This window comes from Brachyspira intermedia PWS/A (assembly GCF_000223215.1).
In the GTDB taxonomy this organism is placed as follows: Bacteria; Spirochaetota; Brachyspiria; order Brachyspirales; family Brachyspiraceae; genus Brachyspira; species Brachyspira intermedia.
Genome location: NC_017243.1, coordinates 417,949 through 443,496 on the forward strand (window position 1 = coordinate 417,949; position 25,548 = coordinate 443,496).

The following is a 25,548-nucleotide window of genomic DNA, read 5'->3' on the forward strand; positions in this document are numbered from 1 at the left end:
AATTTTTTAATTTTTATTATTTTCAAGCATTCCCTTTGTAGATAATACTTCATTTTTATATTTTTCATCTATTTCACAAGCCTGTGCTAAAGCTCTGGCAACACCTTTAAAAATGGATTCTATTATATGATGAGTATTCTCTCCATATAAAGTATTTATATGCAAAGTAATATTCATAGAATTAGTAAATGCTGTAAAAAACTCTTTAACAAGTTCAGTATCGAAATCTCCTACTTTTTCATGCTTCAAATCACTGTTAAAAACTAAATGACTTCTTCCGCATATATCAACCGCAGTCATAGTAAGAGCCTCGCACATAGGCATACTAAAATTACCATATCTTTTAATACCTTTTAAATCTCCTAAAGCTTCAGCAAAACATTTTCCCAATACAATACCAACATCCTCCACAGAATGATGATAATCAATATGAATATCACCATCGCATATAGTTTCTAAATCGAATCTTCCATGGCGTGCAAACAAATCAAGCATATGATCCAAAAATCCTACTTTAGTATTGTTTTTGTATTTTCCTGTTCCATCTATATTTAATTTTATTTTTATCTTTGTTTCATTAGTATTTCTTTCTATTTCAGAAACTCTCATTTTATTATTCTCCATTTATAAAAATTATAATTCTTAATATTTGATATATATATCATTTTTAATATATAATTGCAATAATATATTTTAATTGATAAAAGTATTTTTAATAAATGTTCAGGAGAAATAATAATGATTGATTCAGAGAGTCTTAACAGTTTTAACGATTATAAACATAGAATTACAAAAGAAGATGTAAGAGATAAAATTTATAAAGATTCTAATATTGAGAAGAAAATAAAAGAAGGCGTGGAAAATTATTTAGATTTATCAATATTGAAAAAATATTCTGATAATGCCTATAGTGAATATGATTATTTAAACAATTACATGCTCATTACTACAGAAGTATTTGAGGAAGGATATATAATCTGTGATATACATATAGATGTTAACATGAAAATATACGATTATATGTCCAAAGGTGATAATAAGAATGAAAGATATATCGCTTTAGATAATACATATTTAATGGGACTAAATTTAAAATTTTCATTGAAAGAAATAGATGATGATATAGAAAATATAGAATTAAGATTTTTTAATATTTATGGAATTTCAGATAACTTACATCAATCATAAATAATTAAAAAATTAATTTATACTGAAAATTTTTAACTTTTTCAAAATTTATATTTTTAATTTTATTGTTTGTGGTGGCTTTGCCCCCACACCCCCAGTTCTTTTGTTGGCACAAAGAACCAAAAAGCCTGCATTTATTGTATAAATTTAGGTTATGTCATATATTTAATAAGTATATATTTAATATAAAGTTCTAGTAATTGCGTTTTTTGCAACTTTTTTGTGCGGCAAAAAAGTTGATAATTCTATATAAAGTGCATCAGTTGACAAAGTTAAAAATTTTCAGTATATTTAAATTATATTTTTTATTTTAAATCTATATTTATAAATCTTAATGCTCTTTCAGAAGCATTTTCTACCAAAAGAGCGGTATTAGAAATAGATTCTTCAATAGTCATAGCTTTTGTGCATAGAGGCATTATGGACTTAATACCTAAATCATATACGATTTCAGCACCTTCTTTTATTTGTCCAACTATAGCAATTACAGGTATATTTCCGGCTCTTTTTGCAACACCTACAGGCACTTTTCCTTCTTTTGTTTGTCCGTCAATAGCTCCCTCTCCAGTTATTATAAGAGAAGCATCTTTTATTTTTGATTCAAAATCTATTATATCAAGCACAGCGTCTATTCCTCTTTTTAGCTTAGCATTACAAAAAGCAACAAGTCCGCCTCCTAATCCTCCAGCAGCACCGGCTCCTTCCATATAGTCTATTTCTTTACCAAATTTTTCTTTTATGATTTTTGCTATATTTTTAAGTCCATCATCAAGTATATCAAAACTTTCTTCTGTAACACCTTTTTGTTTTCCATATACAGCAGTAGCACCATTCTTTCCATAAAGCGGATTTTTTACATCGCATGCGGCAGTTATTTTTATATCAAATATTCTTTTATCAACATTACTATCGTCTATATCGGCAACTTTTATCATGTTTTCAGCAATGGCTTCAAGTTCATTATTATCTTTATCAAGAAATTTATATCCTAAAGCATTAGCCATGCCTATACCGCAGTCATTAGTTGCACTTCCGCCTATTCCTATTAAAATTTCTTTTATATTATTATTGAGAGCGTCTTTTATAAATTCCCCTGTTCCATAAGTAGAATATTTTAAAGGATTTCTTGTTTTATCATCAACTAAAGTAAGTCCTGATGCTTCAGCCATTTCTATAACTGCTTTGTCTTTATTAATGATTCCATATTTAGCTTCTATTATTTTGCCTTCAGGGTTTTTTACATTTATTTTTTTAATATTTCCTCCTGCTGCATAAAGTATAGATTCAACAGTTCCTTCTCCTCCGTCAGCAACAGGAATCTTTATTATATCAGCATCTTTAATAACTTTTAATACTCCTTTCTCTATGTAATTGCAAACTTCTAAACTGCTTGCACTGCCTTTGAAAGAGTCTGGTATTATTATGATTTTTTTCATATTATATTCCTTTTATATCTTTCTATGTATTTTTTAACATTTGCTCATTGTTTAATATATACAATAAATATTTCAAAAATTGTATTTATAATACAAAGAAATATATATGTAATTTGATATAATTAAGATACTAAAACAAATATAATTAAATGATATAAGTATTTTATATAGTATTATATCATTAATATAATACTTTATTTTTTAGTGATATCAATCGTAATTATTTTTATAATAAATTTGTTCCAATACCATATTATATGCCTAGTATTTAATCCTGCTAGGCATATATGTATTTTAAAGTTTAAATATTTTCTTGTTTTTTATATATTATAAAGATAATATATTTTATATAAAAAAATTAATTATTTTCAAGGTGCTTATGTATATTGATAATGAAATGGCTCAAAGATTATTAGATAAGATAATGAAAGTTATAGATTATGAAGTTAATATTAATATTATGAATGAATATGGGGAGATTATTGCAAGCGGTGATAAGGGCAGAATAGGAAAAATAAATTTGGGAGCTTTGGAAGTATTAAAAAATTCTGAAAATATGAATTATTTCAATTTTATAGATAATGAAAAAGAAAGCAGCAGACCGGGTATTAATATGCCTCTTATATTTAATAATGAACTTATAGGTGTTGTTGGAGTTACAGGAGATCCTAAAGAAATAAAATTAATAGCAAATATGATAAAAATGACTACCGAAATATTAATCGAAAGAGAGATTGATATTGATAAAAAAACATTGAAACAAACAACATTAAATAATTATATATATAAAATCATATCCAAAGAAAATCACAAATATTTATCATCTATTAATATATGGGCTGAAAATAATGGTTATTCATTTAATATAAATAGAATGGTATGCTTAATTAAAATAGAAAAAAATAATGATTATGATATAAAAAAAATATCTGAATGTATATTGAATAAAATAAAATTAATAAAATATTTCAGTAATCAGGATATAATCTCTCATATTGGAAACGGTCAGTTTATCATCATAAAAAGTTTGAATGATAATGATAAAAATAAAACAGTGTCATTATTTTTTAAATATCTAAGAAAAGAAATAAAAATACAATTTTCCGTTATGTGCGGATGTATAGTTAATAGTTTAGATAATATACCTAATAGTTTTGAACAGGCTAATTTTCTTTTTAATTATATTGAATATACGAATAATGATATTTATTTTATAGAAGATTATATATTGGAATATATTGTTTTAAATGAAGGTTATTTCAGTTCTTCTATGATTCTTAAAAATACATTAAATATTATTAATAAAAATTCAACTTTCAAAGAAACTATAATAACTATATGTAAATATGATCTAAATATTAATAAAACTTGTGAAAAATTATCTCTTCATAGAAATACTATTTTGCATAGAATGAAAAAAATTAAAGAAATATTAGGGCTTGATCCTATTAAAAACCATACTGACAGAATAAAATTTTATATTATAGCAGCATTATTAGAAAAATAGTTGTTTAATTTTAAGTATTATAAGATATTGTGATATTCATTACAATTTTAAGTATATATAAATGTTATATTATTAATGATATAATATTATGTAAAAAATAATTTAATAATTTTAATATAAATTTTATGTGAAAAAATAAATCAAAAATTTCTATAAAAAGTATTGATATTTTATGATTTTACATATATTATAAAAAATTGATAATGAAAAAATAAAAATAAGGAGAGGAAAGATGAGTCATCATCATCACAGAGGACAATGGGGGACTAGAGCAGGATTCATACTTGCTGCTATAGGTTCTGCTGTTGGTTTAGGTAATATATGGCGTTTCCCATATATGGTTGCATCTAATGGTGGCGGTGCTTTTATGATAGTTTTCCTTTTGGCTATGCTTACTGCAGGCATACCTATAATGATACTAGAATTTTCTATAGGTCATAAGACTCATAAAAGTGCACCTGGTGCTTTGAAAGCATTGAACCCTTCTTGGGAATGGTTAGGTTGGTTACAAGTATTTACATGTTTTGCAATAGTTATTTATTATTCAGTCATTATTGCTTGGTCATTATCTTACGGACTCTTTTCTATTCAAGGTTTAAAATGGGGAACTGATACAGCAGGTTTCTTCACAAAAGAATATTTAAAACTTCAAGATGGTTTTTCACTCAGCAATTTTAATATTGGAGTTGCTATACCATTAGTTATTGTTTGGATTATTATATTAGTTTCTGTTATTGGCGGTGTTAAAGATGGTATAGAAAAAGCAAATAAAATATTCATGCCTTTATTAGCTATATTGGTAGTAATTATTCTTATTAGAGGTGTAACTTTACCTGGAGCTTTAGCAGGTCTTGATTATATGTTCAAACCTGATTTTTCTAAACTTACTAATCCTAAAATTTGGATAGATGCTTATGGTCAGGTATTCTACAGTATGTCTGTAGCATTCGGTATAATGATTACTTATTCTAGTTATTTGCCTGATGATTCAGATATAGCAAATAATGCATTTATGACAGGTTTTGCTGATACTAGTTTCAGTTTGTTTGCTGGTATAACAGTATTTAGTATAATTGGTTATATGGCACATACTCAAGGAAAGCCTGTTTCTGAAGTAGCTGGAAGCGGCGGTATAGGTTTAGCATTTATGGTATTCCCTGAAGCTATTAACTCTTTACCTGGTTTAAATGGATTATTTGGAGTAGTATTCTTCTTGGTGCTTTCATTTGCTGGATTAACATCTGCTATTTCTCTCGCTGAAGTTGTTATATCTTCATTTATAGATAAGTTCCATTTCAATAGAAAAAAAGTAAGTATTGTTATTATTATAATACAAGGTGCTATATCTATGGTATATGCTACAGGAAGCGGACTTTCTATACTTGATATAGTTGATGCTTTTATAAACAATTATAATATTGTAGTAAGCGGTTTAATAGAGATTATATTAGTTGCTTGGGTATATAAACTTGGATCATTCAAAGAAACTATCAATACAGTTAGTGAATTTAGAGTAGGTAATTGGTGGGATTTCTGTTTGAAATTCTTAACTCCGGTATTCTTAGCTGTAATGTTATCATTAAAATTAATAAATGATTTCAAAACTCCTTACGGCGGTTATCCTACTTGGGCATTATTTGCTTTAGGTTGGTCAATGCCTGTTATAGCATTTATAGCTGGAATATTATTGGCTAAGTTTAAAGACAGACAGCCTAATATACCTCATCAATGAAAATAAATAAAAGGAGGAATTAATTATGGGATTAGATTCTGCTATATTTATGGGATTCAGCTTATTAGCTATTTGGGGAGGATTTGCTTTCTTTTTAGGAATAGCTTTAAGAAAGATGTAAATTATAATTTGAATTAAAAATATAAGGCATAGGCTTGTTTTAAGTCTATGCCTTTTTATATTATTAGTTTTATATTATATGAATATTAAATAATGTATATGTATTTACATTTGTTTAATTTTGTATAATATATAATATCAATATAATTTAGGTGTGCAAAATGAAAAAGATTTTTATAATGATGATGGCATCACTGAGTATGTCATATTCTTCAATATTTGGTATGTATGGAGATCAGGACGATTGGATTGATTTTCTTACAGATGGCAATCAGTTTAGAGCTAGAATGGATCAATTAGGATTTGTTTTAGGTAATAGTACTATTAAAGGTACTTTCGGTTTTAGAACTCAAAGTTCATTAACTCAATTAGGATATATTTTGTTGAATAATAAGGTTGGTACTTATTTGGGAGCAACTATTTCCGGCGGTATAGGATATACTTCTGAGGCTTTTAGTATAGGTTTAGGTTATAATTATACTACCGCATCATTTTTGCCTACTAGCGATAACTTTGGTTCTCATACTCCTGTACTTATGATTAATGCTTTAAATGATAATTTGAGGATAGTTATTCCTGTGCAAATATTAGTACATAATGGAAGTATTGATCAACTTGGGAGCTATAGAGATAATTATTTAGGTATAAGTACTGATACGCAAATAAGATATTATACAGGTATAGATGCTTTTAATGAAATAAGATTATATGTAAAATATGGGCAATTAGGATATAAGTTTAATACGCAAGAAGTTTTAGCAAGATCATTTGGTTTTGAAACGAGATTCTATTTTTTGAATACTGCTGTTGGAAATGTAACTATTAATCCTTTTATTAAAGTAGCATATAATACAGCTTTGCATGGATTTAGTACTATGGTAAGAGCATTAGATGGTATGTATGAAGAAATAGGAGGTTATTCAAATACTACTGTTTCCCCGCAAGCAAATATCAATGCTAAATGGGATAAGAATCCTTATGATGTAACTGTGCAGGCAGTATTGGGAGTAACAGCTAATAGTGATATAGTATCACTTTATGTTGAGCCTTCTTTAGGTTATAAGGCTAGATATTTAGGAAAAATGCAATATGAAAAAGTTAATTATGATTTTAAAGTTAATCATTATTTATCTTGGGGTGCTTATGCAGAGCTTTATATAACGCCGGTAAAAGATTTGGAATGGTATTTTGAAATGGATGTTAATAACAGTGATTCATATTCTACTGGTACACCTGTTAGTTTTGCTTCTACTACAGGAATAACTTGGTATTTGCCTGAATTTTAATTCTAAAGAAAATTTTATATGACAAAATAAAAAATAAGAGGTATTTATTTTTTAATAATAAATACCTCTTTCATTTTATTTATATTTTTTAATTTAATCTCTTCTTCTTTGTGCCAACATTAAAAGTCTTAATAATGTAAGTATAGCAGTAACAGCGGCAGCAACATAAGTTAAAGCGGCAGCAGATAAAACTTTTTTAGCTCCGTCAAGTTCTTCACTGTCTAAGAATCCGCCTTTATCCAATATCTTTATAGCTCTGTTTGAAGCATCAAATTCAACAGGTAAAGTAACTAAGGAGAAGAATACAGCAAATGCAAAAAGTATAATACCAGCCATCATTATATAGTATGAGAAACTTCCTGCACCTCCTATCATAATACCTAATAATACCAAGAAAGGTCCGAATTGATCACCTATAGCACATAAAGGATAAAAGCCATTTCTTATAGAAAGAGGAGCATATCCTCTGTTATGCTGTATAGCATGTCCTACCTCATGAGCAGCAACTCCCAAAGCAGCAACATCTGTACCATCATATACACCATGAGAAAGTCTTAATACTCTTGAAGAAGGGTCATAATGATCAGTTAATGTACCGCCTATTCTTTCAACAGGAATATCTATTCCATATCCTTCTAGAATATATTTTGCTGTTTGAGCACCTGTAATTCCTCTTTTATTTTCCATTCTGCTGTATTTAGCATAGGTGGATTTTACTTTCATTTGAGCCCAGAAACCAAGAATTATACCTGGAATTAGTATCCATATATATCCGAAATAATATTCAAAATATCCAAACATTAAAAACCTCCTATTTTTTAGTATTTTTCATTTATAAATATATGAATTAATTACAATAATTATAACATTTTTTTATAACTATGTTAATAGTTTTAATGTAAAATTAAATTTTGTATGTTATATAATTATTTTATAATAGCTGATAATTTTATTTTTAAGTAAGTTATCAGCTGCTCGTTTATGACAGAAAATCAATAAACTTTATCTATTATTGCTAGTCATAAACTCGCTTTATAATAGCTGACAACTAAAGTTATCAGCTGCTCGTTTATGACTGAAAAATTAATAAACTTTATCTATTATTGCTAGTCATAAACTCGCTTTATAATAGCTGACAACTAAAGTTATCAGCTGCTCGTTTATGACTGAAAAATTAATAAACTTTATCAGCATTTTTAATTGTGTATTCTAGGGTTTTTCCTACTGCTTCTAAAGTCTTTTTATCTAATTTATCTATAGTATCCTGTGATGTATGATGAAATGGATATCCCATATCTATAACATCAATGAAAGGTATTCTCTCATTTAAAAAAGGAGTATGATCATCTATTATAGTGCCATAATGTCCGTCAATAAAATATTCTTTGTATCCTAAATTATTAGCATAATTCCACACTTTATCATATATTGTAGAATAATATGTATGGGCAAAACTTTCATATCTGAATTTAGCATTTTTGCTTCCAACCATATCAAGAAGTATACCGAATTTTATTTTTTGTTTATCTAATATTTTATCTCTTAATATAATTTCATTAACAAAAGCAATGCTTCCCTGTATCCAATCTGTTTCTATTAAAGAATCACCTTCTACATCGAATAGATTTCCGTCATCTTCCAAATCGAATAGTACAAAGCATACACTATAAGGCAAATCATTATAATTTTTTAAAGCCTTCATAAGTTCAAGTAAAACACCACTGCTGCTTGCTCCATCATTAGCACCGCTTATAGGCTTATCTCTATTAAATAGTACAGGGTCTTTTTCAGCAACAGAACGGCTGTCAAAATGACTAGTAATAATTACATAATCATCAGTTTTGCCTTTTAGAAATGCATATATATTTTCGCCTTTTCTTCCTTTTATGTAAGGAGCTTCAAAATTATGACTATAAACTTCATATCCAAGATTAGAAATTTCCTGTTTAAAAAACTCTCTTACTTTTTTATGAGCTTCAGATCCATAATTGCGAGGGCCTAAATCTGTTTGTTTTTTTATATAACTATAGGCATTATCAGCGTTGAAATAAAAATTTTCATTAATTTTTTGATTGTTTTCTTTTTGAGCTGTATTTGCTTTGGCGTTACTGCATGAATATAACATTATTGTCATTACTATAAAAAGGGTTGTAATATATTTCATATTTTTATAACCATATATATTTATTTGTATTGTGTTTGTTGATTTTAATTTAATAATAGTAAAAAGTCAATAAAATAGTATGTTTTAATGTATAAGAATACAGTTAAAAGCCCTATCGGATTTTTTTATAAAAAATTAGTCTTTACTTTTTTTTAAAAGATATTATAATATGGTGTACGTGAAGTTAATATTATGTTACTGTTTTGTAGGGGATGACTAAACAGATATAAAATGCATAATATAGATAGCTTTAGAAAATAAAATTACAAAATATTTTAAGCACTATTCATGGAGGGTAGTTATGATTATCAACAATAATATTTCTGCATTAAATGCAAACAGACAATTGAATTTAACAGGAAATTCAATGACTAAAACAATAGCTCAGCTTTCTAGCGGTATGAGAATTAACACTGCTGGAGATGATGCTTCTGGATTAGCAGTATCTGAAAAAATGCGTTCACAATACCGTGGTTTACAACAAGCTACTAGAAACGCTCAAAACGGTATATCTTTCATTCAAACAACTGAAGGTTATTTAAATGAAACTACTAACATTATGCAAAGAATGAGAGAATTAGCTATTCAATCTGCTAACGGTATATACTCTGACAGCGACAGAGCTTTAATACAAGTAGAAGTTAATCAATTAGTAGCTGAAGTTGACAGAATCGCTTCTCAAGCTGAATTCAACAAAATGAACATGTTAACAGGACGTTTTGCTGCTGATGGTCAAACTCCTATGACTTTCCACATCGGTGCTAACATGGATCAAAGAGTATCTGTTAATATAGGTTCTATGACTGCTGCTAACTTACAAGTTGGTGGAGACACTCCTATTTCTATTTCTTCTGTTGAAACTGCTAACCAAGCTTTAGGAAGAATAGATGAAGGTATTCAAATGGTTGTAGCTCAAAGAGCTGAATTAGGTGCTGTTCAAAATAGAATGGAATCTATGGTAAAAAGCTTAATGATCGCTACTGAAAACACTATCGCTTCTGAAAGTGTTATACGTGATGCTGATATGGCTTCTGCTATGGTTGCTTATACTCGTGAGCAAATCTTACAACAAACAGGTGCTGCTATGTTAGCTAACGCTAATATGAAAAATCAATCTATAATGAGAATTATTGGATAATTTGATTTAAGCGACTTATTACAAATGTAGATATAAAGCCCATTAATAGAAATATTAGTGGGCTTTTATTTTTTGTCTAATTTAATTTTTTTATTTATGAAAGGATTTTTATGCGTGAGATAGATGTTAATCTTATAACAGAAAATGTAGCTCAATTATGTATAGATGCTAATATTTATTTAAATGATGATATTAAAAAAGCTCTGATTGAAAGCGAAAAAAAAGAAGAAAATAAAATTGCAAAAAATATTCTTAATGTTTTGATAGAAAATGCTGATATAGCTTCTAAAGAATTAAAGCCTATATGTCAGGATACGGGTATGGCTATTATATATATGGATATAGGAATGGACGTGCATTTTACCGGCGGTAATTTAACAGACGCTATTAATAAAGGTGTTGCTTTAGGATATACTAAAGGTTATCTAAGAAAGTCAGTATTAAATGATCCTATAGATAGAAAAAATACTAATGATAACACTCCGGCTGTAATACATTATAATATTGTAGATGGGGATAAAGTAAAAATCATAGTGGCACCTAAAGGTTTCGGCAGTGAGAATATGAGTAAAATAAAGATGCTTCCTCCTTCAGCTGGAATAGAGGGTGTAAAAGAGTTTGTATATGAAACAATAAGAACAGCCGCTTCTAATGCTTGCCCTCCTATGATTATAGGGATAGGTTTGGGAGGAAGTATGGAGAAATGTGCTGATATTGCAAAAAGGGCTTTACTTAGAGAAGTAGGCACAAAAAATGAAGATATTCGTTTACAAAAGTTAGAAGAAGAATTACTTGAGAATATTAATAAAATGAATATAGGGCCTTCAGGATTCGGAGGAAATACAACTGCTTTAGCAGTTCATATAAACATGTATGCTGCACATATAACTTCTCTTCCTGTATGTGTTTGTACCGGATGTCATGTAACAAGGCATAGAGAAATTGTTCTATAAAAACAGTGTCATTATAGTAGCAATAAAAATTAGGAGCGATAGAAAATGGAAATAAAAAAATTAAATACGCCTTTAACAAAAGAAAAATTATCTGTTTTAAATGCCGGAGATATGGTGGCTTTAACAGGTACTATTTATACTGCAAGAGATGCTGCTCATAAAAGATTAATCGATATGTTAAACAACAATGAAAAACTTCCTTTCGATATAGAAAATCAAACAATTTTTTATGCGGGGCCTTCTCCTGCAAAACCTAATGAAGTTATGGGAAGTATTGGACCTACTACTAGTTATAGAATGGATGCTTATTCACCTAAACTTTTAGAGCTTGGACTTTTATCTATGATAGGGAAGGGTAAAAGAAGTAAAGAAGTGATAGATGCCATAATAAAATATGGCGGAGTTTATTTTGCTGCTATTGGAGGGGCTGCTGCCTATATGTCTAATTGTGTTAAGTCTGCTAAAATTATAGCTTTTGAAGATTTAGGTACTGAGGCCATAAGAGAGCTTTATGTTGAAGATATGCCTTTGATTGTAGCTATAGATTCTAAAGGAAACAATGCCTTAACTGCATAATAAATTTAAATAAAGCTTGGGTGGGAGCTGTATTTTATAGTTTAGTAATAAGGCTAATAAAAATTATAATTTTAAAATAGATTAAAAAATATATAGGGCGGGGTATGTAAATAAATCAAAAAAATAATTTGTTTTTTGTTTTATTTTGTAATCCCTCCCTATATGCTTATTGCTTATTTTAGAGTTAATAATTTTTTTATTTTTTATAATTTAATTCTGCACTTATAACACCCACCCAGAATTTATTTAGAATTTAAAAAATATTATCACCGCACGCAGAGTGAATTTTTATATATTGATTAATTAATAAATAGAATAATACTTATATATAAAGTTTCGCTAACCGTGCGTTATTTATTAGTTAATAATTTTAGAATAAATAAGTTAATTATTAATCAAAACAATATGTCTGTATGCTTCATAAGCAACTATAGCTGCAGTATTCGATACATTTATAGAACGTATATTATCACTCATAGGTATGTATACAGAATTTTCTAAATCGTTTTCCCATAATGATTCTCTAAGCCCAGTTGATTCTCTTCCGAATAAAAGTATATCATTATTATGATATTGAAATTCATCGTATCTATGCTTTCCAAATTTTGTAATAGGCACTATTCTTTTATTGTTGTTATTGCAGTATTCTAAAAAAGTGTTTTCATTTTCATGTTTTACTAATTGCAAATGCTCCCAATAATCAAGTCCGGCACGTTTAACTTCTTTAGAGCTAATTATAAAAGAAGGCTTTGAAACAATATGTAAAGGTATATTAAGTCCTACACATAATCTTCCAATATTTCCTGTATTAGCAGGTATTTCCGGACGATATAAAGCTATAATTATATTAAAGTCATCATTTATTTTTTTTGAGTCATAATTTTACACTAAATTTCATAAATTTATTTTTATTTTATTCTAGTATAGATTATATTTTTTCAATATGTTTTATAATATCTATTGATTTTTTTTGTTTATAAGTTAAAGTAATAACATGGCTATTTAGATCAAATTAAGGTAAGGGAAGAAAGTGAACAAAATAGAAGAATTTAACCAATCCACTTCCAAATATGAATTATATACTCATTTAAGTGAAAAAATAGTATCAGGCGAAATAAAAACATTTTCAGAAATTTTCACTTATGCTAAAAATGTTAATTTTGAAAAAGTACATGACCATAAGAAAATATTAAAAGGTTTATTCGATCTCATACGAAAAATTAATTGGGGGTTTTTTAATAATTTAGATAAAGAACTTTATCCAAAATTATGGTCGCAATTTGTTACAGAGAATCAAAAATATAATTTTGCTGGTGATTTAAAATTAAGTCTTTCAATAGCTGATATTTATATAGCAATGCTTGATATACATGGTTATACAAAGTTCTGCGAAGAAAATAAGAACAATCTTTCTAAAATGCATGCCTTAGATGATTTAATGCAAAATAAAGTAAGTGAAGTAACTAGATTTTATAATGTTATATCACATAGAAAACAGGGCGATGAAATAATTATGGTATGCCCTACGGCAACAGATGCTTTGAGTGCTACCATTGCTATAATAGGTGTATTAAGTAAGAAAAGATTATTGAATGAATACCCAAGTGTAGATACGAGCGGTTTGCCTGAGTTTAAAATCAGTGCCGGAATATCTGGAGGTAATACTAATAGTTCTTTGATTATTACAGAAGATGGGGATTTATCAGGATTTTTAATTAATAATGCTGCGAGAATGCAGGCAAGAGCAAATACTTTAGCACCTAAAGAAAATAAAGTGATAGTAACTAAAAATTTACAGTTTAACTTTTTGAAAGAAAACAGTAAAGTTAAAAGTGAAATATTTGAAAAGGATATAATATCTTTTTATGATAATGGTATGATATCATTTAAAGGTACTGAAATACCTATAGTAGAAGCGATATTCAATCCGGATGAAAAATATAAAGAGCATTTCTTTACAGAGATGGAAGAGCTTGTTAAAAGTGTTAAAGGTAATTTATGGAAGCAGAGAATGTTTACAGCAATTTTAGATTTAATATCAAAAGTTGCTAAATCAATGCCTCCTTTCCAAATAGATGAACATGTGAATGAATATATATCAAGCTATACAAATTCGACTATATGCGATTTATGTGATAAGGCAAACGGAGCTTATGTAGTTAAAGAAAATTATAAAGAGGCTATAGATACTTTTGCTTTGATTATTAAGTTGCTAAAAACTATTCCGGATTTTGATAAAATGGTTTTAGAATATGCAGAAAGCATTTGTGCAGGATACGAAAAGGTTTTGCCTATATATGATGTTGTTATTAAGAAAGATATAGAAGCTAATATATCAGAGATTTTCCCTGCTAATCATATACCGATATTTCAGAATGTTCAGAAGGCTAATGAAACATATAATAAATTGATGAATATTGCTATGAGCAGTAAAACATTAAAAAGAAGAAAATCTATTTGGTATGGAATATTAGAAAAAGAACTTCCTAATTTAGTGATTAATATGTATTCAGGAAAAAAATAATATTTATTTAGGAATTAATTATTTTTGTCAAGTTTGTATATGTAAATTTTATATGTTTTATACTTGCAGAAATATTTATATATGATACACTATACTATTATTAAATTGTTTTTTTATTTTAAGGAGTATTTATGAGTTTGAAAAACCTGAAAAAATTAATATTGATAATATCTTCATTTTCTATAATAGCTTGCTCACAAACACAAGGAGGAAGTACAAGCGGATCAAAAACTTCATCAGATTCTCTAGCTTATTTGAAAGGCGGAGAAGGTGAATGGGTATTAAAAGTAGATGATTTCGCTATTAATCAAACTAATTTTACTAAAGACTTACAAGCTTCTTTGGTACTTCAAGGTGCTACAGCTGAACAAATAGCTATGTATGCTAATGATGCTACTACTAAACAAATATATGCAGATCAGTTGATAAATTCTATTTTATTATTAAATAAAGCAGAACAAGAAAAATTCTTTGAAACAGAAGAAGCTAAAGATTTTATTAATCTTTCAATAAGAAATATAAAATTTCAATATTATGTAACAAAACTCATGGCAGATGCTTCTAAAAATATACCAGATCCTACACCAGAACAGGCTCAGGCATTCTTTGAACAAGCTAAACAGCAATTGACTCAAATGTATGGAATCACAGCATATAATACAGAAACAGCTCCTTATATTGCTCAATTATACAAAAATGCTTATGCCCAGCAATTAGTAGAAAGAGATATACAGGATTTAAAAGATAAAGCAGTAATAGAAAGAAATACAGCTGTATTAGGTGAGGCAAGCATACTTCCTCCTCAAATAGGGGATAGTAATGCTACAGCTTTACCTCAGCAAGGTGTTGATAACAATTTATTACCAAGAACAAATAATTAAAATTTAATATTAATGGGAAAGGAAAAGAATGTCTCAAAAAAATGAGAATAATGAAAAAAATTTAAATCAGGAAAGCTCTGCAGCTGATAATAAGCCAAAAGTTATTATCAAAAAAATAATGCATCTAATAACAATAATGATGATAATCAAGCTGCAGCAGCTGTTAAGAAAGTAAAAAAATTATAGTAAAAAAGAAAATAATAATACATAATAAATCAGATAAGCCTGATGCTCAAAAACAGGATAATAACAACAACAACAATAATACTCCTGAAAAAAATAATATAGCAAAAGAAAATAGAGATACTAGAGATAACAATAAAGAATCTAAAAATAAAAATTATTCTCATAATAGAGAAAATAGAGATTTTAAAGAAAATAAATCATATAAAGATTCTTCTCCTATGGAAGCTCCTGTTGAAGATGTATCTTCTTTCAAGAAAGACAATAAAAAAGATAATAAGAAAAGAGATTACGAGAAAAAAGATAAAGAATACGATAAGAAATCATCTCAAAAAGATTCTAAAGCAGAGGCAGCTCAAAGACAGGAAAATAAAATATTTAATAAACTTCAGGCTAAAAAACGTCAGCAGGAACAAAGACTTGCAAGTGTTGAAAAAGAAATCAGCATAATGGAAACTATTACGGTTGGTGATTTAGCTAAAAAGATGAATTTAAGAGCTTCTGACATAATATCCAAACTTATGGGTATGGGTACTATGGCAAGAGTTAATGATATAATAGACTCTGATACAGCTACAATTATTGCCGATGATTTCGGATGTAAAGTTAATGTTATATCTTTACAGGAAGAGGCAACTATTGAAGTAAAAGAAGACAGAGAAGAAGATTTGAAGCCTCGTCCTCCAGTAGTTACAATAATGGGTCACGTTGACCATGGTAAAACTTCTTTGCTTGATGCTATAAGACATAGTAATATCACATCAAAAGAAAGCGGAGGAATCACTCAAAATATTGGTGCTTATAAGGTAAAAATACCTAGCGGAGAAATAGCTTTTATTGATACTCCTGGACACGCTGCATTTACTATGATGAGAGCTAGAGGTGCTAAGAGTACTGATATAGTAATACTTGTTGTTGCTTCAGATGACGGTGTAATGCCTCAAACAGTTGAAGCTTTGAACCATGCTAAAGAAGCTAATGTTCCTATTATAGTTGCTGTTAATAAAATGGATTTGCCTAATGCAAGTATGGATAAGGTAAAAGCAGCATTATCAGAGTATGGACTTACTCCTGAAGAATGGGGAGGAGATACTCAATATATAGGTGTAAGTGCTTTAACTAAGCAGGGTATTAATGATTTATTAGAAGCTATTATATTACAGGCTGAAATGCTTGAATTAAAAGCTAATCCTAATAGAGAAGCAATAGGTATAGTATTAGAGGCTTCACTTGATCCGGGCAGAGGTCCTGTAGGTACTGTACTTGTACAAAATGGTACTTTGAAAATAGGTGATTATTTTGTATGCGGGCTTTCTGTTGGTAAAGTACGTGCTATGGTTAATGATTTAGGACAGAGAGTTACAAAAGCTTTACCTTCCACTCCTGTTGAAGTTTTAGGTTTTGAAAAGACTCCTGAAGCTGGAGAATCATTCAATGTTATGCTTGATGAAAAAGAGGCTAAGGCTATAGCTGATAAGAGAGTTCAATTAAAACAGCAGGAAGCTTTAAAAGCTAATGTTAAAGTTACATTAGAAAACCTTTATGAGAAAATAGCTTCTGAATCTATGAAAGAGTTTAAAGTAATAATTAAAGCTGATGTTCAGGGTAGTGCTGAGGCTTTGAGAGATGCTTTAAATAAAATACAAAGTGATAAAATAAGATTCGTTTCAATATATAGTGCTTCAGGTGCGGTTACTGAAAGTGATGTAAACTTAGCCCATGCATCTAATGCAATTATTATAGCTTATAGAGTTCGTCCTTCCGGAAAGGCTAGAGAATTAGCTGAAAAACTTGGAATACCTATAGAAAGATATGATATTATTTATGAGGCAATAGAGGCTATTCAAAATGCTATGAAAGGTTCTCTTGAAAGACTCAAAAAAGAAGTTGATATTGGTACTGTTGAGGTTAGAGATGTATTCCATGTTCCTAAAGTTGGTACTATTGCCGGTTGTTATGTAACTAATGGAAAAATAGAAAGAAATGCTGGTGTAAGGGTTATGAGAGATAATGTTCTCATTTATACAAGCAAGATTTCTAGTTTAAGAAGAATTAAAGATGATGTAAAAGAAGTAGCTAGCGGTTATGAATGCGGTGCTTCTATAGAAAACTTTAATGATATTAAGAAAGGCGATGTTCTTGAGATATTCAAAATTGAAGAAATAGCTCAGGATTTATAATTTTTGATTTTTAATAAAAGGGTTATGAGAGATAATGTTCTCATTTATACAAGCAAGATTTCTAGTTTAAGAAGAATTAAAGATGATGTAAAAGAAGTGGCTAGCGGTTATGAATGCGGTGCTTCTATAGAAAACTTTAATGATATTAAGAAAGGCGATGTTCTTGAGATATTCAAAATTGAAGAAATAACTCAGGATTTATAATTTTTGATTTTTAATAATAGGTATACATGTTTGATGTATGCCTATTATATTATTTTTATAGTTGTATAATTATAAATATAAGGATTAAATATGAAATTACATACAATACTTTTTTCATTTTTAATTATATTGCTAATTTCATGTACAAAAAATACAGGTGTTATTGTAACTAACCCGGATTCAAATCTAGTTCTAGATAAAATTCGATATGGTAATTTTCAAGGAATAAAATTAGAAGGTAATATATTAACTATAACAGGAAGTAAGAATGGTAATAATGGAATATATAAATATGTTGATTATTATTTATCTATATCAGCTGATTTTGTAAGTGAAAAAGGAAATAATTTATGGGTGTTACCAGCAGGAAGTCAAGTTTATGTAGTTTCTCTTAGTGCAGAAGGAAAAGAACTTGTTGAACTTATGACTTCTGATAATCCTGAATATTCTAAAGTTCTGAGTAATATATTAAAGCAGGCTTCAAACAATGATGGTAAAATAGATACAACTAAAACTGATGAATTACTTAAAGATGTTAATTTATCTGAAAGTGAACTTGCTGCATTAGCAGATAAATTAATAAAAGTTAGTGATGATTTTGCTAAAGCTGAAAGTATAAAATAATTTTTAAAGTGTAATTATGAATAAGTTTTTAATAATATTTTTTGTTTTTATTTTTTCAATGCATACAGGATTTTCTAAAGGACTTCCTTTATCTACAGAAGTTACAGGGGAAGATTATAGCTGGATAAAGGGAAGACAGATGATAAGCTTTAATCTCAATCCTGGTATTGCTGTATTTACACCTATGATTTTAGATACTGTTTTTAAACATGGACTTTATACAATAGGTATGTTTGGTGCAGATTTAGGGAATGCTGGAAAATATTTACAATATGTGCGTCTCAATTCTTTTGGATGGTATATACCTTCTATTGAATATTCATTATTTGTGCATAATCAAATATCTTTGAGTGCTGGTATTGGATTGTATGGAAGTGAATATTCTTTTTATGTAAGTAAAGACAAAGTACTTGAATTATTGCAAAGTGTTGGTGGAAGTGGTTCTGATATAGGCAGTTTTATTGTAGGTGATAGTAAATTTAATACTTCTGTTATAATTATGCCTGTTACATTTGGGGTGAAATTTTATGGTAAGAAAAGACAGTTTTATAATCATTTCCGTTTGGCTATAGATGCATTTTTTTATGATATTCAAACTGAAAATGGTGTTACTGGAGTGAAAACAAGCCAGACAGTGTCGGATGCGGCTGTTTATATTTCTTATGAAATTGGCTGGAATATAGAATTATTTCCTACAAGAGAATGGAGAGTTAAGCCTACTATTGATATAGGATTATTGGAGATAGGATATTATGTAAGACCTTGGGCTGATAATATGGCTAATGCTTTATATGGAAATTTAATGGCTTTTGCTGTAGGAGGATTTTTAGGGGAGTTAAGTAATTTTTCTACTTTGCCTGATTGGGCTAAGATACTTCTTAATTTTAGAATAGGTTTATTTCCAAGAATAGGTTTTAGTATAAGGTTTTAACGGATATTTAGACTATGAAAAAAATTATAATATTTATATTATTATTTAATTCTTTTATATATGCAGCAAGCTATGAGAATGCCAGACATGCTGTAGGTATAGACTTTGGTACCACACTATATTCTACAGTTACTTTGCCTCTTGTAGGAAATTCATTATTTAAGTCTCAAAATGGATCAAATGAGGAATTATTTAAAGGCGGATTTGGTATAGGATTTACATATAATTATGCATATTTACCAAAACAGGCAATAGATGCTTATATTGGAATATATAGTTTTAGTTCCTATTATAATGGTACTATTACTATTAATGGTACTTCTAGTTATCAAAAAGCATATAATGCTGATGTTATAGTTATACCGGCATCTATAGGAGTAAGATTTTATTTTAATAAGAGTAATAGAGATAATGGTTTTTTCCTACTTCCAAAAATAGGTATGAATATATTTGCTGTTAATGGAAAAGATTATTCAGCAAATAAAGAAGAGTTAAGTGCCATAGTAAATTTTTATATATCAGGTGAGATGGGATTTAAGATAGATATGTTTACAAAAATGGGAGCAAATTGGCCTGTTCGTCCTTTTATTGATATATCTTTACTTGATTTGGGATATTCTTTTACTCATGGATTAAGATTTATATGGCTTCCTAGATTTGCTATAGGTGTAACATTCTAAAAATATATTAATATGAATTTTTTAATAGGTATAGATTTGAATATGTACCTATTTTTTATCTTGTTATTAATTATTTATATTAATAAAAAAAATTCTTGTAAATATATAAAATATTGGTATACTTAATAAACATTTTTTCTATTTTTTAAATTATCAAATAAGGGAATTATTTATGGGCATTTCTTATAAAGACAGCGGAGTCAGCAGAGAAGAAGGTTATAAAGCTGTATCTCTGATGAAAGAAGTTGTGGCTAAAACTATGCATACAAATGTACTTAATAATATAGGAAGTTTCGGTGCTTTGTATGAACTTGGTAAGTATAATAATCCGGTACTTGTATCTGGAACTGACGGAGTAGGTACAAAGTTAGAGATAGCATTTTCTATGAAGAAGTATGATACTGTTGGAATAGATGCTGTTGCTATGTGTGTTAATGATGTGCTTTGTCATGGTGCTAAGCCTATTTTCTTTTTAGATTATCTTGCATGCGGAAGATTAAACGGAGAAACAGCTGCTTTAATAGTTAAAGGCATTGCTGATGGATGTTATGAGGCTGGTGCTGCTTTAATTGGCGGAGAAACTGCTGAAATGCCTGGTTTTTATAAAGATGGAGATTATGATATCGCCGGTTTTTGTGTTGGTGTTGTAGAGAAAGATAAGATTATTGACGGCTCTAAAGTAAGCGAAGGAGATGCTATTATAGGTATAGCTTCTTCTGGTTTTCATAGTAATGGATATTCACTTATAAGAAAACTTGTAAGAGATTATAATGCTGTATATGAAGGTGAAAAAATAGGTGAAACTCTTTTAACACCTACTAAAATATATGTAAAAAAAGTACTTCCTTTATTAGAAAAATATAATATTAAAGGTATGGCTCATATTACAGGCGGCGGTTTAATAGAAAATGTGCCTCGTTCTGTTGCTAAGGGATACAAGGCTGTAATTAAAAAAGACAGTTTTATTACTCCTAATATATTTAATTATATTCAGTATTTAGGAAATATAAAAGAAGAAGAGATGTATAATACTTTCAATATGGGTATTGGATTTGTGATAATAGCTTCTAAAGAGGATAAAGATAATATTATAAATGATTTGAAAGAGCAAAATGAATCCGCTTATGAAATAGGGTATATTGCTAAAAATGATAATGAGGATAAGAGTGATATATGCTTAGAGTAGCCGTTTTAATTTCCGGTGGTGGAAGTAATTTAAAATCTTTGATAGATTCACAGGATAATGATTATTATAAAATAGATATAGTTATTGCAGATAGAGATTGCGGCGGACTGAATATTGCTGAAAATGCAGGAATAAAAGCTGTATTATTAGATAGAAAAGTATATAAAAAAGATTTATTTAAAAAGATAGATGAAGAGATTTCTAATATAGATTTGGTCGTATTGGCAGGATTTTTATCAATAGTAGACAGTGCCTTTATAAAAAAATGGGAAGGAAAAATTATTAATATTCACCCATCTCTTCTTCCTAAATACGGCGGAAAGGGAATGTATGGCATTCATGTACATGAGGCTGTAATTGCAAACAAAGAAAAAGAATCAGGATGCACTGTTCATTATGTTACCGACACTATAGACGGCGGAGATATCATAATGCAGACTAAAGTTGAAGTAAAAGAAGATGATACTGCTGATGTTTTACAAAAACGTGTATTAGTAGAAGAACATAAATTACTTCCTGCTACTGTTAAAAAACTTTCTAAAATGTGATTAAAGATTGGGACTTTATTCTAATTCCCCACCCTTTATATTTATTGCTTATATTATAAATGTAATGAATATTGTTTTTTATTTTTCTAAGAAAAAGCAATGCCCACCCAAGCTGGAATTAGATCTATAGCTTTATTAAACGCATGCTTAGTTATTTTTAATTATATAGTATTACTATGAATTATAATTATTTTTTGTCTATTTAGCATGCGTTATTTACCCATATAATAAATATATGCAGACATTATAGATATCTCAGCATTATTATAGCTTTCATCTGATGATGCTTCCGCTGCTTCAGGGTCAAGATCCCCATAACTAAAATAGCTTGATAAAGGAGCATAATCCTCTTCAGTATTATAATCATCTATGCTAGTTCTTATTATAGAATCATTTAAATCAGCAACCATTAATTTAGCAGAATCATTTGAACTTCCCGGAATATTATTACTGTTGTATATTGTACTTACTGCACCGAATATAAGTAAAGCAGCAGCTATTGAACTTATAGATGCTATAACTCTCTTTTTATTGAAAATGCTTGCAGGCTTCTTATTTACTTTTATATTTGACATACCTAAAAGTATAGATGACATAGAATTGATTTCATCTCTGAATTTCTGACAAGATTTACAAGAAGCTAAATGTTTTTCCATTTCAAAGATTTCATTAGCATCTAAATCATTGTCCTTATGTCTGCTGATAAGCATTTCATAATATTCATGATTATTTTTCATAAGCTCACCCCCATTTTTTTCATAATAGATAGAAGTTTTTTTCTAGCTCTAAATATCCTAGTTCTGACAGTATTAACCGGCAGATCCAATTTTTCGGATATTTCATTGTAAGAATAATTTTCATATTCAGCCATCATAAGCGGAATTCTGAAATCATCTTCCAATTTTTCCAAAGCCTCGGCTAATATAATTCTATGTATGCTGTCATCATTTCCGGATTCCTGTACTTCAGAATTTCTGTATTCTTTTAAGCGGTATTTTTTTTCTCTTTCTTTTTTTCTTATATGATCAACAGCCCTGTTAAAAGAAACCCTATAAAGCCAAGTGTATATTTTACTTCTTCCCTCAAAACTTTCACGTTTTATGTAAAAACTTACAAAAACGTCTTGCACAATCTCTTCAGCTTCATCTTTATTAGAAATGATAGAATAAACCAAATTGAATAATGGTTTTTTATACATTTCTATAAGCTCTTTGTAAGCTTCCTCATTACCCGTTTTGAATGCATCTATATTATCTTCATAAGCCATAGCACTGCTCATATTTATCCTTATAAAAATTACCTATCTCATCATACAACTGTTTAACTGAGCTTTTTGCTCTGGAGTAAGAACGCCTATAATATCCAAATCTCTTACTATCCTTAGATAATCTCTTAAAGCCTCTTGCTCTTTTTTCTGTTTTATCAGTTTTTTAATAGCATTTCTATCAGTATTGTCTTTCATTAATTCCAATCTTATACTGTTTTCTATTCTTTCTATTTCTAATCTGATAGGTTCTTCTTCTGTAATAAATTTGATTGCTATATCATACATTCTTTCAGCCTGTTCATCAGTTAGAGTTATACCAATTTTTCTAAAGAATTGTAAAGGATCATGTCCTAATCTTTTATCAAATTCGCCTCCTCTTCTGTTTCTTCCATATCCAGGCCCATGAGGACCGGGACCTTTAGGACCCGGTTGTGCAAAAATTGATAAAGATAATAATAATATTAAAGATACAGTATAAAATATTTTATTCATAAACTCTCCTTATCACTCCATAACTTTTAATATTATATTATCTTTGTATTATTAGACGTAAACATTATGTAAAAAGTTCCCGCTATTTTTTAAAAATAATATAATATTTTATCCTTTTTATCTCATTATCTGAAAATAATGACAAAATATCCAAGTCGCATGACATTATAGTATAATCAAAATCAGCTTCTTTTTCTTTTTTCTCAAATATTAACTGTTTAACACTGTCTAAATCCACATTTTCTTTTTTAAATTCGTCATTTATTTTCATATCTATTTTATTTATTTCAAATAAAATCTTTCTAGCATCTTTTAAGTATTTCTTTGTGATTGAATTTATAGTGTATTTTTTTTCTAAATCTATATCCACTCCGGCATCAGTTAATACTTTAATAGAATCATCATTTATTATAAAATGTTCTTCGGCATATAAACTATATATATTAAAAATTAATATCGCAATAATCATTATTTTTTTCATATAAAAACCTCTTAATTTGATTATTTATCATTTAGACGAATGAATTATTAAAAAGTTCCTAAAAATGATTTGATATTTTACGCTTTAAAAAATAAAGTATTTATATTATAATAAAACGAATATATTTTCATATAATTTGGATATAGTAATGTATAAGATAATTTTTTTAGATGAGAAATTAAAAACAATAAAACTTCTCTATGATAATAAAAGTAATGATGAAAATGCTATGTTTTCACTTATGAAATATATAAAATCTAAAATAAATGGAAAAATAGAAAAATCAGATGAAGGCTTTTTATTGTTTAATGATGAAAAAAAATATTTATTTTATATATTGGATAATGATGCTATATGTATAAAAGTGCTTATGCATAATGATAAAGTCGCTTTTGCCAATTTTAAATATATGGAAAAAGAGTTTAAAAGTTATATAGATGAAATTAATATATTGATTGCAAAAGAGAAGATAGAAAATATTAATAACTCAATAAAAAATAATATGTGGCTTGATTTTATGATTTCTAATTATGGAGATAACTTGAATATAGTAGGGGGTAATGATTTAAGCTGCAGTCATATTATAGAAATTATTTTTAAAAATGCTTCTTTTGTGCAATGCTCAAAGTATTTTAATGCATGTCCAAATGAATATGATATATTTCATTTATGCAGTAATGATGAAATTGAAGAAGTAATTAAAAAATATAAAAATGTTATTAACGGTAAATATTCTATCATGATAAAAATTAAAGCAGATGATATGAACAGTTATTTTTATATAGCATGCGATTGTATAGATTTTATTTATAAAGAGGTGGTATACGATTATGATTTTACTTCTCTTTATAGTGCCGACAAAGAAAATATAATAAAAAAATATGATCTTATAAAAGAAGGAGATTCTTGGTATCAGGAGAAAGAAAACTCACATAAGACATTAATATTTACTGATAAATTTTTGAATAGAAATGATACTATAGGAATATTATTTAGAATATATAAATTATGTTTTGCTAAAGTTAAATATTTTAGAACTTATATGTTTAAGTTTGAACCTTATAAATATGATTATAAAAAAGGCTTTATAGAAACAGAACTTTGGGATGCTGAATTTTTTAAACATATTGATTCAGGATATATGATAGATTTAAGATATTTGCAGTCTATAAAAGTTTATGAAGACTTTATAAAGTTATGTAATGAATTAGAAAAAATTGAAAAATAAAATGATTATATTTATAAAAAATAGTTTATATTGCAACTT

26 protein-coding genes and 1 pseudogene are annotated in these 25,548 nt (G+C 28.1%); 18 read left to right on the top strand and 9 right to left on the bottom strand.

Going from position 1 to position 25,548, the window contains the following annotated elements; translation table 11 throughout:
• Nucleotides 1-6: 6 nt before the first annotated feature.
• A complete protein-coding gene (gene hisB / locus BINT_RS01890; RefSeq protein WP_041177170.1) occupies nucleotides 7-609 on the bottom strand; it encodes an imidazoleglycerol-phosphate dehydratase HisB in 603 nt (200 codons plus the stop codon).
• Nucleotides 610-738: 129 nt separating this feature from the next.
• On the opposite strand from hisB, the gene BINT_RS01895 reads away from it, so the two are divergent.
• Complete coding sequence (locus BINT_RS01895) at nucleotides 739-1,188, top strand: hypothetical protein (protein WP_014486872.1); 450 nt, start codon at nucleotides 739-741, stop codon at nucleotides 1,186-1,188.
• A gap of 305 nt (nucleotides 1,189-1,493) precedes the next feature.
• Here the strand turns inward: BINT_RS01895 and BINT_RS01900 are convergent, their stop codons facing one another.
• Nucleotides 1,494-2,624: a glycerate kinase family protein gene (locus BINT_RS01900; RefSeq protein ID WP_014486873.1), complete on the bottom strand. Its 1,131-nt coding sequence runs from the start codon at nucleotides 2,622-2,624 to the stop codon at nucleotides 1,494-1,496.
• Between the two features lie 379 nt (nucleotides 2,625-3,003).
• On the opposite strand from BINT_RS01900, the gene BINT_RS01905 reads away from it, so the two are divergent.
• The 4 genes from BINT_RS01905 to BINT_RS01915 all read left to right on the top strand — a co-directional run bounded on the left by BINT_RS01905 (nucleotide 3,004) and on the right by BINT_RS01915 (nucleotide 7,269).
• Nucleotides 3,004-4,131 carry a CdaR family transcriptional regulator gene (locus tag BINT_RS01905; protein WP_014486874.1) on the top strand — a complete coding sequence of 376 codons (1,128 nt, stop codon included), beginning with the start codon at nucleotides 3,004-3,006 and terminating at the stop codon, nucleotides 4,129-4,131.
• A 232-nt stretch (nucleotides 4,132-4,363) separates the two neighbouring features.
• Nucleotides 4,364-5,863: a sodium-dependent transporter gene (locus BINT_RS01910; protein ID WP_014486875.1), complete on the top strand. Its 1,500-nt coding sequence runs from the start codon at nucleotides 4,364-4,366 to the stop codon at nucleotides 5,861-5,863.
• Between the two features lie 25 nt (nucleotides 5,864-5,888).
• On the top strand, nucleotides 5,889-5,984 hold the full coding sequence (locus tag BINT_RS14635; RefSeq protein WP_020064978.1) for a MetS family NSS transporter small subunit: 96 nt from the start codon (nucleotides 5,889-5,891) through the stop codon (nucleotides 5,982-5,984).
• Nucleotides 5,985-6,144: 160 nt separating this feature from the next.
• Nucleotides 6,145-7,269 carry a variable surface family protein gene (locus BINT_RS01915; RefSeq protein WP_083818241.1) on the top strand — a complete coding sequence of 375 codons (1,125 nt, stop codon included), beginning with the start codon at nucleotides 6,145-6,147 and terminating at the stop codon, nucleotides 7,267-7,269.
• A 93-nt stretch (nucleotides 7,270-7,362) separates the two neighbouring features.
• Here the strand turns inward: BINT_RS01915 and BINT_RS01920 are convergent, their stop codons facing one another.
• Entirely contained in the window at nucleotides 7,363-8,070 is a 708-nt protein-coding gene (locus tag BINT_RS01920; protein ID WP_014486877.1) for a zinc metallopeptidase, read from the bottom strand.
• Nucleotides 8,071-8,443: 373 nt separating this feature from the next.
• Complete coding sequence (locus tag BINT_RS01925; protein ID WP_041177171.1) at nucleotides 8,444-9,433, bottom strand: M28 family peptidase; 990 nt, start codon at nucleotides 9,431-9,433, stop codon at nucleotides 8,444-8,446.
• Nucleotides 9,434-9,734: 301 nt separating this feature from the next.
• Between BINT_RS01925 and BINT_RS01930 the strand changes: the two genes are divergently transcribed.
• From BINT_RS01930 to BINT_RS01940, 3 genes are all read left to right on the top strand, one after another.
• The gene (locus tag BINT_RS01930; RefSeq protein WP_014486879.1) at nucleotides 9,735-10,571 is read left to right on the top strand and encodes a flagellin N-terminal helical domain-containing protein; all 837 of its coding nucleotides are present in this window, start codon (nucleotides 9,735-9,737) and stop codon (nucleotides 10,569-10,571) included.
• Between the two features lie 110 nt (nucleotides 10,572-10,681).
• Nucleotides 10,682-11,524: a fumarate hydratase gene (locus BINT_RS01935; protein WP_014486880.1), complete on the top strand. Its 843-nt coding sequence runs from the start codon at nucleotides 10,682-10,684 to the stop codon at nucleotides 11,522-11,524.
• Between the two features lie 45 nt (nucleotides 11,525-11,569).
• Entirely contained in the window at nucleotides 11,570-12,100 is a 531-nt protein-coding gene (locus BINT_RS01940; RefSeq protein ID WP_014486881.1) for a Fe-S-containing hydro-lyase, read from the top strand.
• Nucleotides 12,101-12,484: 384 nt separating this feature from the next.
• Here the strand turns inward: BINT_RS01940 and BINT_RS01945 are convergent, their stop codons facing one another.
• Nucleotides 12,485-12,964 carry a tRNA (cytidine(34)-2'-O)-methyltransferase gene (locus BINT_RS01945; protein WP_041177172.1) on the bottom strand — a complete coding sequence of 160 codons (480 nt, stop codon included), beginning with the start codon at nucleotides 12,962-12,964 and terminating at the stop codon, nucleotides 12,485-12,487.
• A gap of 166 nt (nucleotides 12,965-13,130) precedes the next feature.
• Here BINT_RS01945 and BINT_RS01950 point away from each other — a divergent pair, with 166 nt between their 5' ends.
• The 9 genes and pseudogenes from BINT_RS01950 (at nucleotide 13,131) to purN (ending at nucleotide 22,041) form a co-directional block, all read left to right on the top strand.
• On the top strand, nucleotides 13,131-14,624 hold the full coding sequence (locus BINT_RS01950) for a hypothetical protein (protein ID WP_014486883.1): 1,494 nt from the start codon (nucleotides 13,131-13,133) through the stop codon (nucleotides 14,622-14,624).
• A gap of 131 nt (nucleotides 14,625-14,755) precedes the next feature.
• Nucleotides 14,756-15,505, top strand: a complete 750-nt coding sequence (locus BINT_RS01955; protein ID WP_014486884.1) for a hypothetical protein — start codon at nucleotides 14,756-14,758, stop codon at nucleotides 15,503-15,505.
• A gap of 28 nt (nucleotides 15,506-15,533) precedes the next feature.
• A pseudogene (gene infB, locus BINT_RS01960) lies at nucleotides 15,534-17,868 on the top strand (translation initiation factor IF-2).
• A gap of 3 nt (nucleotides 17,869-17,871) precedes the next feature.
• Complete coding sequence (locus tag BINT_RS01965; RefSeq protein WP_041177173.1) at nucleotides 17,872-18,072, top strand: hypothetical protein; 201 nt, start codon at nucleotides 17,872-17,874, stop codon at nucleotides 18,070-18,072.
• A gap of 90 nt (nucleotides 18,073-18,162) precedes the next feature.
• Nucleotides 18,163-18,696, top strand: a complete 534-nt coding sequence (locus BINT_RS01970) for a hypothetical protein (RefSeq protein WP_014486887.1) — start codon at nucleotides 18,163-18,165, stop codon at nucleotides 18,694-18,696.
• A gap of 16 nt (nucleotides 18,697-18,712) precedes the next feature.
• The gene (locus tag BINT_RS01975) at nucleotides 18,713-19,627 is read left to right on the top strand and encodes a hypothetical protein (protein WP_014486888.1); all 915 of its coding nucleotides are present in this window, start codon (nucleotides 18,713-18,715) and stop codon (nucleotides 19,625-19,627) included.
• A gap of 14 nt (nucleotides 19,628-19,641) precedes the next feature.
• Nucleotides 19,642-20,307: a hypothetical protein gene (locus BINT_RS01980; protein ID WP_014486889.1), complete on the top strand. Its 666-nt coding sequence runs from the start codon at nucleotides 19,642-19,644 to the stop codon at nucleotides 20,305-20,307.
• 172 nt (nucleotides 20,308-20,479) lie between these two features.
• Nucleotides 20,480-21,493, top strand: a complete 1,014-nt coding sequence (purM, locus tag BINT_RS01985) for a phosphoribosylformylglycinamidine cyclo-ligase (protein WP_014486890.1) — start codon at nucleotides 20,480-20,482, stop codon at nucleotides 21,491-21,493.
• Nucleotides 21,481-22,041 carry a phosphoribosylglycinamide formyltransferase gene (gene purN, locus BINT_RS01990; RefSeq protein WP_014486891.1) on the top strand — a complete coding sequence of 187 codons (561 nt, stop codon included), beginning with the start codon at nucleotides 21,481-21,483 and terminating at the stop codon, nucleotides 22,039-22,041. The genes purM and purN overlap by 13 nt, the downstream gene beginning before the upstream one ends.
• A gap of 212 nt (nucleotides 22,042-22,253) precedes the next feature.
• Here purN and BINT_RS01995 read toward each other — a convergent pair whose 3' ends face one another.
• The 4 genes from BINT_RS01995 to BINT_RS02010 form a co-directional block, all read right to left on the bottom strand.
• Nucleotides 22,254-22,778 (bottom strand): zf-HC2 domain-containing protein, encoded by a 525-nt coding sequence (locus tag BINT_RS01995; RefSeq protein ID WP_014486892.1) that lies wholly within the window; start codon nucleotides 22,776-22,778, stop codon nucleotides 22,254-22,256.
• Nucleotides 22,775-23,320 (bottom strand): RNA polymerase sigma factor, encoded by a 546-nt coding sequence (locus BINT_RS02000; RefSeq protein ID WP_014486893.1) that lies wholly within the window; start codon nucleotides 23,318-23,320, stop codon nucleotides 22,775-22,777. The genes BINT_RS01995 and BINT_RS02000 overlap by 4 nt, the downstream gene beginning before the upstream one ends.
• Before the next feature lie 21 nt (nucleotides 23,321-23,341).
• On the bottom strand, nucleotides 23,342-23,800 hold the full coding sequence (locus BINT_RS02005) for a Spy/CpxP family protein refolding chaperone (RefSeq protein WP_014486894.1): 459 nt from the start codon (nucleotides 23,798-23,800) through the stop codon (nucleotides 23,342-23,344).
• Nucleotides 23,801-23,882: 82 nt separating this feature from the next.
• Nucleotides 23,883-24,281, bottom strand: coding sequence for a hypothetical protein (locus BINT_RS02010; RefSeq protein ID WP_014486895.1), 399 nt, complete (start codon nucleotides 24,279-24,281; stop codon nucleotides 23,883-23,885).
• A gap of 148 nt (nucleotides 24,282-24,429) precedes the next feature.
• Here BINT_RS02010 and BINT_RS02015 point away from each other — a divergent pair, with 148 nt between their 5' ends.
• Nucleotides 24,430-25,509, top strand: a complete 1,080-nt coding sequence (locus BINT_RS02015) for a hypothetical protein (protein WP_014486896.1) — start codon at nucleotides 24,430-24,432, stop codon at nucleotides 25,507-25,509.
• Nucleotides 25,510-25,548 lie beyond the last annotated feature (39 nt).